The organism is Desulfococcus sp. (genome assembly GCF_050178255.1).
Taxonomy (GTDB): domain Bacteria; phylum Desulfobacterota; class Desulfobacteria; order Desulfobacterales; family Desulfococcaceae; genus Desulfococcus; species Desulfococcus multivorans.
In genome coordinates this window covers 24,879-43,035 of sequence record NZ_JBFXGG010000005.1, presented here as the reverse complement: position 1 = coordinate 43,035, position 18,157 = coordinate 24,879, and the positions used below count along the sequence as shown (strand labels likewise).

Below are 18,157 nucleotides of genomic sequence, written 5' to 3'. Positions count from 1 at the left end.
CTATTTTTTCAGGCATCCGCCCAGGTTCTGATGTCGTTTAAAATCGTTTCCATGGCCATTCCCCTGGACCCCTTGACGAGAACCCAGTCGCCCGGACCGACAGACCGCTTCAAATCCTCAACCACTTGAGATTTGGATCCCGAAAAGGTATCCTTAGCCGTCATGCCTTTTTTCAGCGCCCCGTCCAGATATGCCGAGGCGAAATTACCAATCGCATAAAATCGCGTAACGCCGGATTCGGCGACCCATTCACCGACAGACCGGTGGAGAGCTTCCGCCGCCGCCCCCAGTTCGAACATATCCCCCAAAACAACGATCGCACGCCGTCCGCTCCGAAGGATTGCGAGGGCGTCGACGGCAGCCCGCATGGAATGCGGGTTGGCGTTGTAGGTGTCATCGATGAGGAAAACGCCTTTGCGGGTTTGTATCACTCCCAATCGACCGGCGACAGGCTGAAACCTCTCGAGACCGCGGGCAATCTCTTCAGGCGATACCCCGGCGACCCACCCGGCAGCCGCGGCGGCCAGCGCGTTCATGACCATGAATCGGCCTGGAATCCCAAGGTGAACCGGCACCTCGCGTTCGGGAAATCTGAGGGTGAAGGTGACGCCTTTCGGTGAGATTTTCATGCCGCTTGCGGTGATATCGGCGCCGTGGGTCAATCCGAAATGCACCACCGGAAAAGATCGGTTTTTCCCCAGACGCCGACAGAAAGGATCGTCGGCATTCAGTATGGCCGTAGCGCCGGCCTTCATTTCATCCAAAAGCTCTCCCTTGGCCGCCGCAACCCCGTCCACGGAACCGAGATCTTTCAGGTGAGCAGGTCCGATATTGGTGATAATCCCTATATCCGGACGACAAATCCCGGCCAGCCGCCGAATTTCTCCGACATGATTCATCCCCAGTTCCAATACCGCCCACTCATGGGTGGCTTCTATGTTGAAAAGCGTCAACGGCAGCCCGATTTCATTGTTGAAGTTCCCTGCCGTCGCCAGCGTCCGATATCGTCTGCCGATGACGGCGGCTGTCATGCTGCGGGTTGTGGTCTTCCCGTTTGAACCGGTGACGGCGACGACCTTGATGCCGGCCCGGATACGATTGAAAGCCGCCAGGGCGCCCAAAGCCGTCGTGGTGTCGGGTACCGCAACGCAAAAGACGCCCTTCTCCGCCCATCGACGCCAGGGGAGGTTTTCCGTCTCCCTTTCAGCGATCATGATGCCCAGGATTCCCATCTCAGCGACTTCAGCACAGAACCGGTGACCGTCATGCCGTTCGCCTCGAATGGCCACGAAAAGATCACCTGATCTCACCGTTCGGGAATCAATAGATATCCCGGAAAAAAGACAGGTTCCCGTTCCACTGATACGTCTTCCGTCTACCGCAGTCAGTATCTGCGACTCAGTCCACCCGATTGGGCTCATAAACGCTTCAAAGCCTCCACCACCTCGACCCGATCGTCGAAAGCGAGCGTCTTTTCCCCGATGATCTGATAGGTTTCATGCCCCTTTCCAGCAATCAGAAGGACATCACCGGGCCGGGACGCCGTCAGGGCCATGCGGATGGCTCGCCTACGGTCGGGTTCAATGAGAAAACCCTTGTCGTTCACGCCGGCGGCAAGATCCTCCGGACCGTATTCCCGGCCCGCCGCCTGTTTAATACCCGGAAGCATTTGACGGATGATTGCCATTGGATCTTCGGTTCTCGGATTGTCCGATGTCACCACGGCCAGATCCGCCAGGCGCCCCGCGATCTCACCCATCAGGGGTCTTTTTTTTCGGTCCCGGTCGCCACCGCACCCGAATACACAAATGATCTTCCCCGCCGAAAGCGCCGTTACGGCCATGAGCACGTTCTCAAGGGCGTCGGGTGTGTGGGCGTAATCAACAAATATAAACCGGCCGAAAGCATTGGGGACCGACTCCAGGCGACCGGGAACATTCCGGAGAAGGCCGATTCCCGCCTGAATGGCGGCCGGGGGAACACCCGCGGCCAAAGCGGCGCCCGACGCGCAGAGGATGTTTTCGATATTGTGACGGCCCACCAGGGGGGATCGGAAAAGGAAACTGCCGCCGGGCATCGTCAAGCGGCCGGATATCCCGTCAAGGCGGGATTGATCGTCTGTGACCCATACCGTGTTGTCATCGGTGTACCCCACCGTGATGAGCCCGCTCCTGACCATGCTCGCCAGTTCCCGCCCCTCGGGGCTGTTCCGGTTGACAACGGCGACCGCGTGGTCGGCTTTGGGGCCGTCGGCGAGATGTCGGATAAAGAGCCGCTTCTTGCACGCCCAATAGGCAGCCATATCGCCATGATAGTCCAAATGATCCTGACTCAGGTTGGTAAACACGGCCGCATCCATCCAGCATCCGTCGATGCGGTGGAGGTCAACGGCGTGGGACGAGGCTTCCATGACCACATGGGTGACCCCGGCATCACGCATCTGCCCGAGTATTCGCTGGAGGTCCGGAGATTCGGGCGTGGTGACGGGATTGCGGTAATGTTTTCCGCTGAAATGGTAGTCGATGGTGCCGATAACGCCCACAGAAAAGCCGGCTTGTTTCAGGATACTCTCTGTAATGAGACTGGTGGTGGTTTTGCCGTTGGTTCCGGTGATGCCGATCACCGTCATCCGTCTGCTCGGATCTCCGTAAAACCGTGCAGCAATCGGCCCCATGGCGGCCCGGGTATCCGACACCTCCACCACGGCGACGTTCCGCTCGACGGTTTTCTGAACCATGACGGCTGCGGCGCCCCGGGCAAGCGCATCGTCAATGAATTCGTGGCCGTCCGTCCTGAAGCCCGAAACGGCAATGAAAAGCCCTCCCGGTTCGACATCCTGAGAGCGGTAGTGGATGGATCGGATCTCCGGATCCGGCAGGAGGGTGCCGCGGGCATCCTTCTTTCGTCGGTATTGCCGAACCGGAAAAGCGTCAATCAATTCGGAAAGCTTCATCTATCGATGCCGATCCGCCAAGGAGGCCGTGAGGCGTTTCATATTGTTCTCGGGCGGAATGTCCATGTAATTGAGGCTTTCCCTGACAATTTTCTTGAATGCCGGGGCGGCAACCAAGCCGCCGTAATATTTTTTCTGGGGATCGTCGATGACAACAAGAACCGTCATGATCGGATTTTCAGCCGGAGCGAATCCCACAAATGACGAAATATAAGACCCCCTCTCGTAGCGACCGTCTTTGTTGACCTTCCTCGCCGTACCGGTTTTCCCACAAACCGTATATCCCTCGATGTCGGCTTCGGTCCCGGTGCCACCGGTTTCCACCACCGAGCGCATCATCTCCTTCATGGTTTCAGCAGTCTTCTCGGAGACCGCACGTTTCATGATTTGAGGGTTGAATGCCTCGACAACATTTCCCTTTTGATCGGTAACGGCGCTCACCATATAAGGCCTCATCAAAACCCCCTTGTTGGCAATGGCCGAAACGGCTGCGGCAAGCTGGATGGCGGTGGCGGACATCCCGTGACCAAAGGAAACGACACCGGTATGGACCTGAGACCATTTTTGATATTGGGACAGGGCACCCGGTGCTTCTCCCGGACAGTCGATTCCGGTCGGATCGCCGAACCCGAAGTTTTTCAGGGTCTGATGCAAGGATTGAGCGCCGATCATCTCACTCATTTTCATCGCACCGATATTACTGGAAAACTTGAGGATTTTCCGGAGCGAAAGCCAACCGTATTCGTGGGTGTCATGAATAGTGAACCGCCCAACTTTGTATTTGCCGTTTTCGCAGTAGAAAATCGTGTTGGGCGTACATCCGCCATATTCGATAGCGGCCGCAACGCTGAAGATTTTCATGGTCGAACCGGGTTCGAAGGTGTCCGTGATGGCCCGGTTGCGATAAGCCGACCGGTCGAATTGATCAAAAGCGTTGGGGTTGAAAAACGGATAGTTCGCAATGGCGTAGACCGCCCCCGTCAGCGGATTCATCACCACGGCCATTCCGGATTTCGCCTTATACTCCACAACGGCCTCTTTCAGCGCTCTTTCGGTGATATACTGGATTGTTTTGTCCACCGTCAGAACCAGATTTCTGGCGCTGGACTCGAAGGGTTCCTCGCGCTCTCCTCCGAATTTCTTTCCCAGCGCATCCTTCATCACCTTGAGTTTTCTCTCTTCACCTTTGAGCTGGGCGTCGTAATAAAACTCGATACCCTCGAGCCCTCGCCCATCCACGCCCGTAAAACCGGTGATCTGAGCGGCGAGAGAGCCCTGGGGATAATAGCGGCTGTGCTCGGAGACAAAATCGATACCTTCGATCGAGAGTTCTCTGACGGCGCGAACTTCCCGGGGCGTCACTTTTCGTTTGATCCATTTGAAGCCGTTCCCGGCCGTCAGCTTGGCTTTCAACCGGTCGGCTTTGAGGCCGAGGGCTTTTGAAAGTCTGGCCGCCGCATCACTTTTGTCTTTCATGAATCGGGGAAAGGCCGAAATGGAAACAGCGTCGATGGTCATGGCCAGTTCATGATGGTTCCTATCGTAGATGACGCCCCGCTTCTCACGCACCGTCATGACCTTCTCAATTTCGCTGATCGCCTTTTGCGAAAGCCAGGGGCCCTGATAAATCTGGACGTATATCGCCTTGGCGGCAATGGCGGCGAAGAAAACAGCGAAAAGACATCCAACGAGCGTGATTCGAAGCCGGATGTAATCTTTTTCAGTCGGTTTCGTGAACGGAAAAGGCCTTTTTTTGATCCGGTGAGGGGATAACCAATTCAAGTTTGCTCCTGGCTATTTTCGAAATGCGTTCGGGCGACCGAAGTCTCGCCATTTCAATCTTCAACCGATTTTGTATCTCGATAAGTTTTTGATGATTTTCCATCTCTCTCGAGATCTCATACCCAATACGGATACATTGAACCCGGCTCCACGTGTAAACGAGAAGCTGGCAGATAAACAGAAACAGGATCAGCACCCAAAATATCGCAATTTTGTAAGTCTGCCCTTTGGGTTTTTTGATGGATTCCCCGTTTTCTTTCATCCCCTCGCCGTCTCGGCCGAGCGATGCCCGTCGCCGCGTCATCGTTTTTCCGCCGCCCGCAGGATGGTGCTCCTGGCCATGGGGTTCCGCTCGATCTCCTGGGCCTTCGGCCGGCAGGCCTTGCGCGTCAACACCCTCATGACCTTTTCACCGCCGCAAGTGCAGACGGGAATTTCCGGCGGACAACTGCATTCCCTGTCGAAGGCTTTCATCCAATGCTTGACGATCCGATCTTCCAGAGAATGAAAGGAAAGTACACATAACCGTCCGCCGGGCCGCAACAGCGCGGGTGCCTGAGCCATGAATTCCGATACGCTGTCGAGTTCACGGTTGACGGCGATCCTGAGCGCCATGAACACTCTCGTGGCCGGATGAATACGACGCCTGCCGGACTTCCCGTTGGATCTCTTTTTGGACGCCGGAACCGCTCTGCAAACGATCTCGGCCAGGGAGCGACTGGAACGGATAGGAGTGATCTTCCGCGTTTCGACGATGGCGCGGGCGATACGACCAGACCATCGTTCTTCTCCGTATTCCCGGAAAATTCGTCTCAGTTCATCTTCGCTCAGCGAGTTGACCAGCATATCCGCGGTCACATCCGTCTCGATGTTCATACGCATATCCAGAGGCTCGTCTCTTGAAAAGCTGAAACCTCTGCCGCTGCCCTCAATGTGGTAGAGAGAGATGCCAAGATCGGCCAGAATGCCGTCCACAGCTCCGATACCGATGTCCTCGAGCAAATCGGTAATCCTGGAGAAATTGCCGTGGCGCAATTGGACATTCGCACGCCAGGGCGCCAAAACCTGTTCGGCATGTCCAAGGGCATCCAGATCCTGATCGATGCCGATCAGTCGACCGTTTGGGAGGACACGCTGCAGGATTTCAATCGCGTGTCCGCAGCCTCCAAGCGTACAGTCCACTATCGTTTTACCGGGCCTGCAGTCCAGATATTGGAGAACCTCCGCAGACATTACCGGCACATGTCGGTATGTCACCGCCGTATCGCTTGAAACGATAGTCTCGTTCTTCTTGCCGCCATACCGCATTGGGCTTTTGGTTATCCTCTCGGTTCGCCGCGCTGACAGGAGCCCTGTTTCCAAAGATCGTCCCGATCGCGTACACTGGAAATGGAAAATACATTCTTTTTGTAATAAGTGTCAAGGGAAAACACAGGATTATCGGGACTTCCCGGCGTGCGCATCCATTTCACGGAATCGTCTCTATTCCACGCCAGGGCTTTCACACTACTGAAGGGCCGCTGTGATCCTTTGGGCAACGGACTTGATCTCATCCATATTTCCGGACTTGAGTTCCCATTGGGTGACCGGCAGGGGCGGCGCACCCTTTATTCGGGGAACGAGGTGAAAATGATAGTGCATGACCACCTGGCCGACGGCTTCTCCGTTGAGCTGAAGGCAGGCGATCCCATCCGGATCCAGGGCACGCTTGAGGGCGTGGGCAATGGTTTTGGAAGCGATGTGAAGCGCACTGAGATCCTCCGACGCAATTTCCCATATGTTCCCGGCGTGGGCCTTCGGAATGACAAGCGTATGCCCGGTCGAAATGGGATTGATGTCCATGAAGGCAAAAACACTTTCGTCCTCGTATACCTTTATGCTGGGGATTTCTCCCCGGATGATCCTGCAAAAGATACAGTCTTCCATCAATATTCCCTCCTCTCAAAAACATACCCCGTTTCCGACTCGGGGCTGACCGGCATCGCCGTGACGGCCGGGCGTATCCTTCCCATCCGGCCGTCGCGACGGTCCGTTTATTCAACTGCTTAGATCGATTCCTTCAACTTTTTCCCCGGGGTAAATTTCACGACGTTTCGGGCCGGAATCTTAATCGCTTTTCCGGTCTGAGGATTGCGGCCGGTGCGTGCTTCCCGGTGGGCTTTTGAAAAGGTTCCGAACCCGATCAGGGCGATCTTCCCATCCTTTTCCTTAAGGGCTTCGGTAATGCCTTCAGTCATGGCGGTAATAGCCTTGGCGGCGGCTGTTTTCGAAATGCCGGCGTCTTCTGCAATCTTGTTTATCAAATCGGTTTTTGTCATCTGTTTCTCCTTTTCCCCTTTTGTAGAATATAAGTTGTCATTCCATCGCCCCCAGGGTCGAGACGCCGCACCTCCTCTCTGCGACGTTTCGCATGCCAGAACGCGACGCTCACAATACCTCCTCGAAGGTCGCATCCGCGGGCCGGGGCGATCGACATCAGGATGATCAATGCAGAATTGTCATTTCATTGTCAATGCAAAAATCCTGTTTTGCGCTGTTTCACAGGAATTATAGCGTTTCCCGGCATGAATATGTGTGATGTTGCTCTTTATATCTCAGATTGGCATGAAACCCATGCAAGCGTTGGGCGTTTTCAACCAACCAACGAAACCGGCCCGGTCATCAAGGCAGTCGAAAAGGAGGAGGTGTGAAGCGAACTCGAGAAAAGCGCGAAAAAAATACTCAAGGAAAAAATACTCAAGGAAATCTACAAAGGGCGGACCTGCGTGTCCGCCCTGATACCGCACCCCGCCAAACAATGGACAGCCCCAATGGTTTGCCGCGATGATGGGAAATCCGGAAAAATGACGGCGGGAACAAAATACCGTCCCCGCCGATACCGATTGGACCCTCATCGGTGTGTAATCACACCAATCCCAGGATCTTCCACCAACTGGCGGCGACCAGCACCAGCGTCAGCAACAGAATCGGCATGACCACCAGACCGGCTTTGGTCAGGTCCGAGGATTTGAAATAGCGGTAACTATAGGCGATGGCATTGGGGGGACACCCGATGACCAGCAGGTAGGCGAAAGAGGTCGCCATACCAAGGCAGAGCGCCAGAATGATGGGGTTGATCCCTTCAAGCTGGGCCATGGGGATGGCGATGGGCAGGATCATGGCCGCTGCGGCCACGTTGGCCATTACGTTGGTCACCAGGGCCCCGAACACCCCCATCCCGACGAAGAGAACGATCCACCCCTTACCCTCGATGTGCGGGAAGACCAGGTTGGCAAAGAACTGGGCCGCCCCCGAAGAGTCCATGGCCAGACCCATGGAGATGCCGCCGCCGAAAATGAAGAGGGCCGTCCCCCACTCCAGGTTCTCGCTGATATCCTCCCACTTCATGATCCCGAAGACCACCAGAGCTGCAACCCCCACCATGCCGGTGATGGAGTAGTCGAGGCCATGGAAACCCTTGGTCAACCAGAGCAGGAACATGATGCCGATGATGGTGAGCGTTCGCTTCTCCATGGCGGTCCAGGGTCCGATCTCATCGTCGAACCGGGGCAATTGGTATTTGGGGTCCGGCCGGTAGAGGAAGTAAAGAATCACGACGACAAGGGGGACGGTGATGACGGCGGCGGGCATGGCATACTTGATCCAGTCGAGAAAGGTAATCTCGAACTTACCGCCGGTGAACTCGTAGAGAAAAGCTGCCGATGCCATACAGCGACCGCCGCCGATCAGTGAGCCCATACCGCCGGCGGAACAGGCAAACGGCAGGGACATCATCATGAATTTGGCCGTGTTGGTATGGGGATCGATGCCGGCTGCCCGCATCAGGGGGATCATGGTGATGAGCCCGATGGAGCAGGCGGCGGCATCGTGCATGAAGGATGAACCGATCCCAAGACCGATGCAGATGATAAAGGTGAACCGGGTTACGCTGGTGCCGGCCTTTTTGACAATGTAATACCCCATCCGCCGGGTGAGCCCCGCCTTGTCGAGCGAAACGGCGAAGATGAGGCAGCACATGATAAAGACCACCACGGGATTCATATAGGGAGCCCAGGCGTTCTTCACGTCGGTGATCCCCAAGGCGACCAACAGGACGCCGATCAGGACGGCCGTGATCTCGAGAGGGATCGGCTCCACGACAAAAAGGAAAACAAGCGTCACGAGCATAGCAAGGAATCGGTGGGCCTTTGGCGGGAGCCCGTCAACATAGTGGACCTCGATGGTCGGATCGATACCCCGTGCCGTCTCCTGGAGGTAACGGTAGGATAATTTCGGACTTTTCTCCAGGTCGGTTTTTTTGAGAACATATCCTTTGATCAGGCTCTTGTTGGTGGTGTCGAGGGTGAAATTATCACCTGCGGCCGCCAGCACCGCATGGTCCTCATCACCCGTGATTTTGAACCGTTCTCCCTCAGGTCTTGGCAGGAGCATGACAATCAACCCGAGCACAAATGCCATACAAAGCTGAAACCCTTTTTTTTTCAGAAGCATATGCATCCTTCTCCCGACAGCATGCGAACGCTGTCCTTCAGTGGAACCGTTCTTTCAGGCATATTCAGGGCCGGCCTCAATCTGCACACCGCACCACTCCGGGGAAACACCGTCACGGATTTTGACGGCACGCCTCCCAGTGTCTTGATCGGGCGTTCCTGACAGGTTGTCTCTGGAGATCAGATATCGGAAGGATATCCAAAAATTCAACTTTCCGGTCTCCATCAACAGCAATAAAAATGCCAATGACTCGCCATGCCCGGCGCCTCGGTCTGCATACGGTTAAACGACACCCACACCCGCGATGTTGCATCTGGTTTTCCATCGATTTCAGACACACCGATCCGACTAAGTGTCCGCGACGTAAGAACATTTGCTTCAGGCGTCATTCCGATACGGCAAATACATCGTTATGTGAAAACGGCCTGCTCCCAAAAAGCCGCTGCCTGCTTCACAGGGGAGGCCGCCTTCGCAAAGCGATTCTGTAAAGAAGTTTTCCAATATGTAAATCATTCGATTTGCATAGCGCCGCAGGGGCATTCAAGGGGGTGGGATACAAAGCGGTTTTAGCTGTACAAGCTCAATTTTCGACTTTCATGACGGTGACCGGAAAGCGGTGCCGGGAGGAAAGGGCCAAGCCTCTTCAGCGGTGAGTTTCAGTGCCGATAGAGCGCAGCGGCGGATCAGCGGCCCGCTCTCACAGATCCAGGTAATCGCACCCTGCCGGGCGCGCACACAAAAAAAGGGCTACGGCGTATTTTCCGTAACCCTTTGAATTTGTTTGGCTGAGGGACTAGGATTCGAACCTAGGTTAACGGGGCCAGAACCCGTCGTCCTGCCACTAGACGATCCCTCATCAAAAAGACCCGCTTTGTCTATACAAAAATCTGAAAAAAGTCAAGGCAAAAAAATCATTTTTTTTCCGTGATCGCACTGACTGCGGCCTCAAGCCGCTGGATCACGACAGTTTTTCCCAGAATCCCGATCACCTCGAAGATGCCGGGGCTGGCTGTTCTGCCCGTCAGGGCGAGACGCACCGGCTGGGCAATCTTCCCTAATTTGAGGCCGGTGTTTTCCATGACCTTCAAGAACGCGCCCTCCAACGCTTTTTCAGAAAAGTCGTCAGTCGCTTTCAACTCCCGGATCAGTTGTTGCAGGGGGGCGACGGCCTCCGTCTTGAAGAATTTCTTTGCCGCCGTTTCGTCCCAGGCGATGGTGTCCTGATAATAGAACATGGCCGCGTCGGCCATCTCCACCAATGTTTTGCATCGTGCGTTCAGGGATCGGATAACATCGGCGAGATATCGCGCGTCATCTGCGGCGATCCCTCTTTCCACCATGAAAGGCCGCAGATGGGGTGCCAGTTCCTCAGGCGGCGTGGCTTTGATGTGGTCCGCGTTGAGGGCCGTCAACTTTTCCGGATCAAACACGCCGGCGGATTTACCGATGTTTTCCAGATTGAACTTCTCGAACAGTTCTTTCCGGGTAAAAAATTCCTGATCCCCGAATGACCAACCCAGGCGTACAAGATAGTTGATGAGCGCATCCGGCAAAAATCCCATATTGCGATATTCGGTTACCGACATGGCACCGTGCCGCTTGCTCAGTCGGGTCTTGTCCTTTCCCAACACCATCGGCACATGGGCGAATACCGGCAGCTCGGCACCCAGGGCTTTATACAGGAGAATCTGCTTGGGCGTGTTGCTGACATGGTCATCCCCCCGAATGATGGTATTGATGCCCATGGTGATATCGTCAACGACCACGACAAAATTATAGGTAGGCGTACCATCGCCCCGAGCAATGATAAAATCGTCCAGGTCCGCATTCTGAAAAACGATATTCCCTTTGACCTTGTCTTCGATGATCGTCGTGCCGGTCAAAGGCGTCTTGAATCGAACCACGGTCTTGCCGCCGCCGGTCAGCCCTTTTTCCCGGCAGGTACCGTCGTATTTCGCCTTTCCGCCGGCCGCCAGCCCTCTCTTGCGCATCTCTTCGACCTTCTCCGGCGGACAATCGCAGTAGTAGGCATGCCCTGAGGCAAGAAGCTTCGTCACATATTCCTTATATATGTCAAACCGATCCGACTGGAAATAGGGTCCTTCGTCCCAGTCGATCTGAAGCCATTTCAGCGCCTCGAAAATGGCATCCACCGATGCCTGGGTCGACCGCTGAAGGTCTGTATCTTCGATCCTGAGGATAAAGCGACCTCCGGTTCGACGTGCATAGAGCCAGTTGAAAAGCGCTGTTCGCGCACCCCCCACATGGAGATATCCTGTGGGGCTTGGGGGAAATCGCGTAACAACCTCTTTGTTCATCTTTCACCTCTCGCCTGTCCACCGATGGGGGGGACTGGAATGACTTAATAGACCTGGATTAGTATTAGCTATTAGTAATAAAGGCTCTCTTGGTGCGGCCGGATGGTCTTCCCGATGTCGGATCGACCCGATGTACCGTTTACAACAAAAAAAAGTCCCGATCAGAACGCCGCTTCAGGACCTTCTAAAAACACTCGCACATATTTAACATTCAACTTTCGACTTTCAGACGATGACCGAAAGGAGGTGCTGGGAGGATACGGATCGCGCCCCTTCAGCGGTGAGTTTTAGTGCCGCTTAAGCGCAGCGGAGGATCAGCGGCCCGGACTGTTTGAGCGCAAGCGAGTTTCCGGGCCGCCCGGAGCAAGCTTTAGCGGCACTTGAACGAAATCGCGCGGGGCGTGGGCCGTGTCCTCCCGGCACCGGCTTATGAAAGTCGAAAGTTGAGTTCAACAAATTATCGGGATCGGCTTCAAAACATCTCCGGCACAGTTTTACCGGATCGACTCCATAACATATCGCCGGCATCAGCACAAGAGTCCACCCTAAAAAATATCATGAAAATTCTTGACAATCCCATGTATTTCAATTACTAGAAGCAGGATTCTGATTAGGCGTTGGACAGATAAAATAATAAAATAATTAAAATAAGTTAGGAGATTACTAATGGCTGTACCCAAGCGAAAAACATCCAAGTCAAAACGGGATAAACGAAGAACGCACGACAAGATCAGCGGGCCTGAACTGACGACATGCCCCGAATGCAACGAAGCCAGGCTGCCCCATCATGCCTGTCCCGAATGTGGCGCTTATAAGAGCCTGAACGTACTGGAAAAAGAAGTGGATTAAAAAAAGGGATAAGGGATCTATGTCTTTAGAGAACACCCCGGAGGCCGGCGGTCTGATCGGTTTGGATGAAGAATCCCGCCAGATGATTGTGGAAACCGTTCAGCAGCTGAAGAAACGGCTTCTGACCAAGGAAAAAATACTTGAGTTCGATAAAAAGGAGATCTTCCCCGAGGCGGTAATCCGGGAGATGCTCGGTCCGGATATCGGCCTGCAACTTCTGTTTATTCCCGAGGAATACGGCGGCATGGGCGGCGGCGCCTGGGACTGCCATGTGGTCATCAGCGAAATGTGCAAGATATGCCTGGGCGTCGGCACGGGGTTTTTCGCCATTCAGCTGGGCGCGGACCCGATCCTGGTGGGCGCCACCCCTGAACAGAAGGAAAAATGGCTTGGCGCCATCGCCGCGGGCGACGCCCTGGTGGCTTACGCCGTGACCGAACCCAACGCCGGCAGCAATCTTGCCGCCCTCAAAACCAAGGCCGAGCCGGTAACGGGAGAAAACGGAGAGATCACGGGCTATCGCATCAACGGCAACAAGCAATTCATCTCCACGGGCGGCTATGCTGATTTTATCACCGTTCTGGCCAATACGCCGGAAGGGCCTAGCTTTTTCGTCGTCGAAAAAGGCACCCCAGGATACGCCCCCGGCAAGGGAGAGGAAAAGCACGGAATCCGTGCATCCAACACCTCCCCGCTTTCGTTCACGGACGTTTTCGTACCCGTGGAGAATCTCATCGGCGGTGTTCCCGGCCAGGGATTGAAGCAGGCCAACATGGTTTTCGGATACACACGCCTCATGGTGGCATCCATGGCCATGGGCGCGGCCCAGGCGGCCATGGAAATCGCTATCCCTTACGCCAGGGAGAGGGTTCAATTCGGCTCGCCCCTCGCTGAAAAGCAAGGATACACCCACAAGCTGATCGTTCCCAATGCCGTGCGTCTCGAGGCGGCGGGCGCCTATATCGAGGAGACGGCCTGCCGGCTCGACTCGGGTGAGCAGGATCTCCAGGTGGAGGGCTCCATTGGGAAACTGTTCACCACCGAAGCGGCCAACCGGGCGGCGGACAACTGCATGCAAGCCCTGGGCGGATACGGCTACATCGCCGAGTACGAAGTGGAAAAGATCAGACGGGATGTCCGGATCACCAGCATCTACGAAGGCACGAGCGAGATCCAGCAGAGCATCATCAGCACCTTCCGCTGGAAAACGACCCGAAAGACCAAAGGAGCCTTCTACCAGTCCATCGCATCGGAAATGGCGGCGATCGACGAGAGGGTCAGGGATGTCGGCTGCCGTTTCTACGGCATATCCGCTCAGGTGCTGAACGCATTGATCAACCGTGTTCATGAAAACCGCCTGACCAAGCAACAGACGGTCATGTTCGCCCTGGCGGACATGATGACGCATGTGGAAGTCGGCGCCGCCATGGGGCGAAAAACGGTTCGGCTCGCCGATAACGGCGATTCCCGCGCGGAACACTTCAAGGCCATGTCTCGAATTTTCGCGGCCGAGGTGTCGGAGTTAATCACCCAAAACAGCCTCAGAATTTTGAAGGGTACCGGTGCCTTTACGCCGGAAGCGGTCGAAGATTTCATCGCCGTGACGGACATGAACAAGTTGGCCCAGAGTTACCACAACATCATCGGGGATATGGACCGGGTCGCGGATACCCTGTTTGCGAGGTAAACATGTCGGAACAGCAAGATACGACCATCGTCGTCACCGGCGGTTCCAAGGGCATCGGCCGGGCCGTATGCGAGGCTTTTGCCGGTCCCGGAACGCGGGTCTATTTTAACTATGCCGCGGATACGGCCGGCGCCGAAGAGACGGAACGCCGTATCACCGAAGCCGGAGGCAGAGGCAAGGGCGTCCGGGTGGATGTATCGTCCGAGAGCGACGTCAAAGCATTTCTGGACGGCGTGATCAAAGAAACCGGCCGACTCGACGTTCTCGTCAATAACGCGGGCATTACCCGTGACGGCTTGATCGTCCGCATGAAAACAGCCGACTGGGACGCCGTCATGGACGTCAATCTCAAGGGAGCGTTTCACGCTTCCAAAATCGCGGCCAAAACCATGCTCAAACAACGAAGCGGCAGAATTATCAATATTTCCTCCGTCGTCGGCGCATCGGGAAACCCGGGTCAAGCCAACTATGTCGCTGCTAAGGCAGGCCTCATCGGTCTGACCAAAGCCCTGGCAAAGGAGCTGGCATCTCGAGGCATCACCGTAAACGCGGTGGCGCCCGGCTATGTCGAAACCGACATGACCGCTGCGATGACGGACGCGCAACGAGAGGCCATGGTGGCCCAGATCCCTCTCGGCCGACCCGGCACGGCTCGTGAAATTGCGGCGGCCGTCCAGTTTCTGGCATCCGATGAAGCAGCCTATATCACGGGACACGTGCTCCACGTGAACGGCGGAATGTATATGTAAGCAAACAATAACAGGAGTTATAGTTATGACCGATATCGATAAGATTCAAGAAAAAGTAAAAAAGATTATTGCGGAAAAACTGAGCGTAGACATCGACGAAGTGATTCCCGAGGCTGCCTTTGTGGACGATCTCGGTGCCGACTCTCTGGACCTGGTGGAGTTGATCATGTCCATGGAGGAAGAGTTCGACATTGAAATCTCGGACGAAGATTCCGAAAAAATGGTGAAGGTTCAGGACGCATTCGACTACATCGCCAAGAATTCCTGATCATATTTCAGTATCGCCCATAAACGGTCGATTCGTTCGGGTTTCAAGCGTCGGAAAGACACCGGTGTTTGAAGCCTGAACCTTTGCCGCTGTTTTTGGAAAGGGAGGGTCTTTTGAACAGGCGGGTCGTTATTACAGGACTAGGGTTGGTGACACCGATAGGCATCGGTGTGGAAGCATCGTGGGCGGCGCTCTGCGCCGGGAAATCGGGCATCGGTGAAATAACGCGATTCGATGCGTCCGATTATACCACCAGAATTGCTGCTGAAGTTAAGGGCTTCAACCCTGAAGACTTTGTCCCCAAGAAGGACGCCAGACGCAACCAACTCTTCATTTCTTATGCCCTGGCCGCATCTCGCATGGCCATGGAGGACTCCGGGCTGTCCATCGATGCGAAAAACGGACCCCGGATCGGCGTGATTACCGGTTGTGGTCTTGGCGGATTGGCGACGCTGGAAGAGCACACGATGATCATCAACACACGGGGTCCCAAGCGGGTCAGCCCTTTTTTCATCCCCATGATGATCGGCAACATGGCGGCCGGAATGATTTCCATCCAGTTCGGCGCCAAGGGGCCCAATCTGTCCATCGCCACGGCATGTGCGGCAGGTACCCATGCCGTGGGAGAGGCCTACAAGAATATTCAACGGGGATTTTCGGATGCGGTGATCACCGGTGGCATGGAATCCGTGATCACACCGACCTGCATCGCCGGTTTTGGAGCTATGAAGGCCCTGTCCACGAGGAATGACGATCCCGAGCGGGCATCCCGCCCCTTTGACAAGGACCGGGACGGATTTGTGGTCGGGGAAGGCGCCGGAATTCTCATTATCGAGGCTCTTGAACACGCTCTGGAAAGAGGGGCCAGGATTTACGGCGAGGTCATCGGATACGGTATGAGCGGCGACGGTTACCACATGACGTCTCCCCCCCCAGACGCCGAAGGCGCTGTTCGCTGCATGGAAGCCGCCATCGCCGATGCCGGTATCTCCTGCGACCAGATCGACTACATCAATGCCCACGGCACCTCAACCCCATTGAACGACCTGTATGAAACCCGGGCCATCAAAACGGTTTTCAAAGAGCATGCCAAGTCAGTACCCGTCAGCTCGACGAAATCCATGACCGGCCATCTTCTGGGTGCCGCAGGCGGCATCGAAACCGTGTTTTCCACGTTGGCCGCCTATCACGACATCATTCCCCCGACCATCAATTTCGAAAGCGGGGATGAGGAGTGCGATCTCGATTATGTGCCCAATATCGCTCGGAAGACCCCCATCGACATCGTGATGAGCAACTCCTTCGGCTTCGGGGGCACCAACGCCGCGATCATCGTGAGGAAGTACCGCCCTTAGCGACAACCGTCGCCTTGCTTCAATCCGACCCAGAGCGAGCATCCCCTTTCTCAAGGATGCTCGTTCGCTTTCCGGCCCTCAGGACTACAGACTTAAAAAATATCGGTGAAACACCGCTGTCTGCGTCAACTCCGGATGAAACGTCGTTGCCATGATCCGGCCCTGCTGTACGAAGACCGGATCTCCCATGGACCTCGCGTGAATCGTCACTCCGGGCCCGGACGCCGTAATCCGGGGCGATCGGATGAAGATTCCCGGGAAGGCGTTCACACCGTCGGAGATATCCGGAATCGAGATGTCGATGTCACGGATCGTGCTGGCCAACTGACGACCGTAGGCATTTCGCTCCACAGACACCGCCAGGACGTCCAGCCGACCGGGACTACCGTCAACCGTTTCGGCCAGGAGAACAACCCCCGCACAGATGCCCCAGACCGGCATTCCGTCCAGAATCCGTTCCCTCATGGGAGCGATCATCTCAAATTCATGCAGAAATTTCCCCATGACCGTGCTCTCCCCCCCCGGAATGATGAGTCGGTCAATTTCTCTGAGCCCTTCCGCATCCCGGACGATATGACATTGGATACCCAGGGAATTCAGGTGATGGATGTGATCGAGAAAAGCCCCCTGGAGCCCCAGCAACCCCACCATCATGAATCACGTTCCCCGACCGGCCATGCGGGTTTCGAGACCGGCCATCTCCAGTCCCACCATGGCGGCCCCCAGGTTTTTGGAGATCTCCGCGAGTTTGCCGGGGTCCTCCCAATGAATGACCGCTCGAACGATGGCGGACGCTGTCCTGGAAGGATTCTCTGATTTAAAAATGCCCGATCCCACAAAAATGCCGTCTACACCCAACGCCATCATCAGGGCGGCATCCGCGGGGGTGGCGATGCCGCCTGCAGCAAAGTTGACCACCGGAAATCGGCCCCGCTCCATCGTCTCCCGCACCAAGGCAACGGGCACCCGGCAACGGGAGGCTGTTTCCTCCAAAGCCAGGTCGTCCATACCCTTCAGGGCATCGATCTCGGCCGTTATGGTCCGGATATGTCGGACGGCCTCCACGATATTCCCCGTGCCCGCCTCCCCTTTTGTGCGCAGCATGGCCGCCCCTTCGTGGATGCGCCGGAGCCCTTCGCCCATGTTTCTGGCGCCACAGACGAATGGGACGGCAAATGTCTGCTTGTCCACGTGGCGGCTCTCGTCGGCCGGGGTCAGCACCTCACTCTCATCGATGAAATCGACCCCCAGAGCCTCGAGAATGCGGGACTCCATGAAGTGACCGATCCGGATTTTGGCCATGACCGGTATGGACACCGCCGCCATGATGGATTCGATCATGGCAGGGTCGCTCATGCGCGCCACCTGGCCTTGAGTGCGGATATCCGCGGGCACGCGCTCAAGTGCCATGACCGCACACGCTCCGGCATCCTCGGCAATGCGCGCCTGCTCCGGCGTCGTGACATCCATGATCACCCCGTTTTTGAACATCTCGGCAAAGCCTTTGTTGACTTTCTCTCGACTCACCTTTATTCCTTTCCACATATTGGGTTCATTGAACGAATTCGATAGCGGCATCCGGCGACACATCAGACGGGCCGGCTCTCGTCATGAGGCCCCCATTTCTGCAAGTTGTTATCGCCCAGTTGATTTTTAGACTAGTACACTTGATATATTGTACTAATATTGTCAAGCAGAAAATAGG

The 18,157-nt window shown here is 55.6% G+C and carries 15 protein-coding genes and 1 tRNA gene; 5 read left to right on the top strand and 11 right to left on the bottom strand.

Annotated elements, in window-relative coordinates:
* Positions 1-8: 8 nt before the first annotated feature.
* The 9 genes from AB7S84_RS02330 to gltX form a co-directional block, all read right to left on the bottom strand.
* The gene (locus AB7S84_RS02330) at positions 9-1,421 is read right to left on the bottom strand and encodes a UDP-N-acetylmuramoyl-tripeptide--D-alanyl-D-alanine ligase (RefSeq protein ID WP_428152825.1); all 1,413 of its coding nucleotides are present in this window, start codon (positions 1,419-1,421) and stop codon (positions 9-11) included.
* On the bottom strand, positions 1,418-2,953 hold the full coding sequence (locus AB7S84_RS02325; protein WP_020878544.1) for a UDP-N-acetylmuramoyl-L-alanyl-D-glutamate--2,6-diaminopimelate ligase: 1,536 nt from the start codon (positions 2,951-2,953) through the stop codon (positions 1,418-1,420). The genes AB7S84_RS02330 and AB7S84_RS02325 overlap by 4 nt, the downstream gene beginning before the upstream one ends.
* Positions 2,954-4,735 carry a peptidoglycan D,D-transpeptidase FtsI family protein gene (locus tag AB7S84_RS02320; RefSeq protein ID WP_020878545.1) on the bottom strand — a complete coding sequence of 594 codons (1,782 nt, stop codon included), beginning with the start codon at positions 4,733-4,735 and terminating at the stop codon, positions 2,954-2,956.
* A gap of 300 nt (positions 4,736-5,035) precedes the next feature.
* Positions 5,036-6,043, bottom strand: a complete 1,008-nt coding sequence (rsmH, locus tag AB7S84_RS02315; RefSeq protein ID WP_020878547.1) for a 16S rRNA (cytosine(1402)-N(4))-methyltransferase RsmH — start codon at positions 6,041-6,043, stop codon at positions 5,036-5,038.
* 198 nt (positions 6,044-6,241) lie between these two features.
* A complete protein-coding gene (locus tag AB7S84_RS02310) occupies positions 6,242-6,661 on the bottom strand; it encodes an HIT family protein (protein WP_020878548.1) in 420 nt (139 codons plus the stop codon).
* A 119-nt stretch (positions 6,662-6,780) separates the two neighbouring features.
* Complete coding sequence (locus AB7S84_RS02305) at positions 6,781-7,053, bottom strand: HU family DNA-binding protein (RefSeq protein WP_020878549.1); 273 nt, start codon at positions 7,051-7,053, stop codon at positions 6,781-6,783.
* 586 nt (positions 7,054-7,639) lie between these two features.
* Positions 7,640-9,226: an SLC13 family permease gene (locus AB7S84_RS02300; protein ID WP_428152824.1), complete on the bottom strand. Its 1,587-nt coding sequence runs from the start codon at positions 9,224-9,226 to the stop codon at positions 7,640-7,642.
* Positions 9,227-10,008: 782 nt separating this feature from the next.
* Positions 10,009-10,082: transfer RNA gene (locus tag AB7S84_RS02295), tRNA-Gln, on the bottom strand.
* Positions 10,083-10,137: 55 nt separating this feature from the next.
* Complete coding sequence (gene gltX, locus AB7S84_RS02290) at positions 10,138-11,544, bottom strand: glutamate--tRNA ligase (protein ID WP_020875512.1); 1,407 nt, start codon at positions 11,542-11,544, stop codon at positions 10,138-10,140.
* 666 nt (positions 11,545-12,210) lie between these two features.
* Between gltX and rpmF the strand changes: the two genes are divergently transcribed.
* From rpmF to fabF, 5 genes are all read left to right on the top strand, one after another.
* Positions 12,211-12,393 (top strand): 50S ribosomal protein L32, encoded by a 183-nt coding sequence (gene rpmF, locus AB7S84_RS02285; protein WP_020876650.1) that lies wholly within the window; start codon positions 12,211-12,213, stop codon positions 12,391-12,393.
* Positions 12,394-12,412: 19 nt separating this feature from the next.
* Entirely contained in the window at positions 12,413-14,080 is a 1,668-nt protein-coding gene (locus tag AB7S84_RS02280; RefSeq protein WP_020876649.1) for an acyl-CoA dehydrogenase family protein, read from the top strand.
* A 2-nt stretch (positions 14,081-14,082) separates the two neighbouring features.
* Positions 14,083-14,829: a 3-oxoacyl-[acyl-carrier-protein] reductase gene (gene fabG, locus AB7S84_RS02275; RefSeq protein WP_020876648.1), complete on the top strand. Its 747-nt coding sequence runs from the start codon at positions 14,083-14,085 to the stop codon at positions 14,827-14,829.
* A gap of 25 nt (positions 14,830-14,854) precedes the next feature.
* On the top strand, positions 14,855-15,097 hold the full coding sequence (acpP, locus tag AB7S84_RS02270) for an acyl carrier protein (RefSeq protein ID WP_020876647.1): 243 nt from the start codon (positions 14,855-14,857) through the stop codon (positions 15,095-15,097).
* Positions 15,098-15,165: 68 nt separating this feature from the next.
* Positions 15,166-16,452 (top strand): beta-ketoacyl-ACP synthase II, encoded by a 1,287-nt coding sequence (gene fabF / locus AB7S84_RS02265; RefSeq protein WP_327078323.1) that lies wholly within the window; start codon positions 15,166-15,168, stop codon positions 16,450-16,452.
* An 84-nt stretch (positions 16,453-16,536) separates the two neighbouring features.
* On the opposite strand, the gene pdxT is transcribed toward fabF, so the two are convergent.
* Complete coding sequence (gene pdxT, locus AB7S84_RS02260) at positions 16,537-17,106, bottom strand: pyridoxal 5'-phosphate synthase glutaminase subunit PdxT (protein WP_020876645.1); 570 nt, start codon at positions 17,104-17,106, stop codon at positions 16,537-16,539.
* Between the two features lie 3 nt (positions 17,107-17,109).
* The gene (gene pdxS / locus AB7S84_RS02255) at positions 17,110-17,979 is read right to left on the bottom strand and encodes a pyridoxal 5'-phosphate synthase lyase subunit PdxS (RefSeq protein ID WP_020876644.1); all 870 of its coding nucleotides are present in this window, start codon (positions 17,977-17,979) and stop codon (positions 17,110-17,112) included.
* Positions 17,980-18,157: the final 178 nt, after the last annotated feature.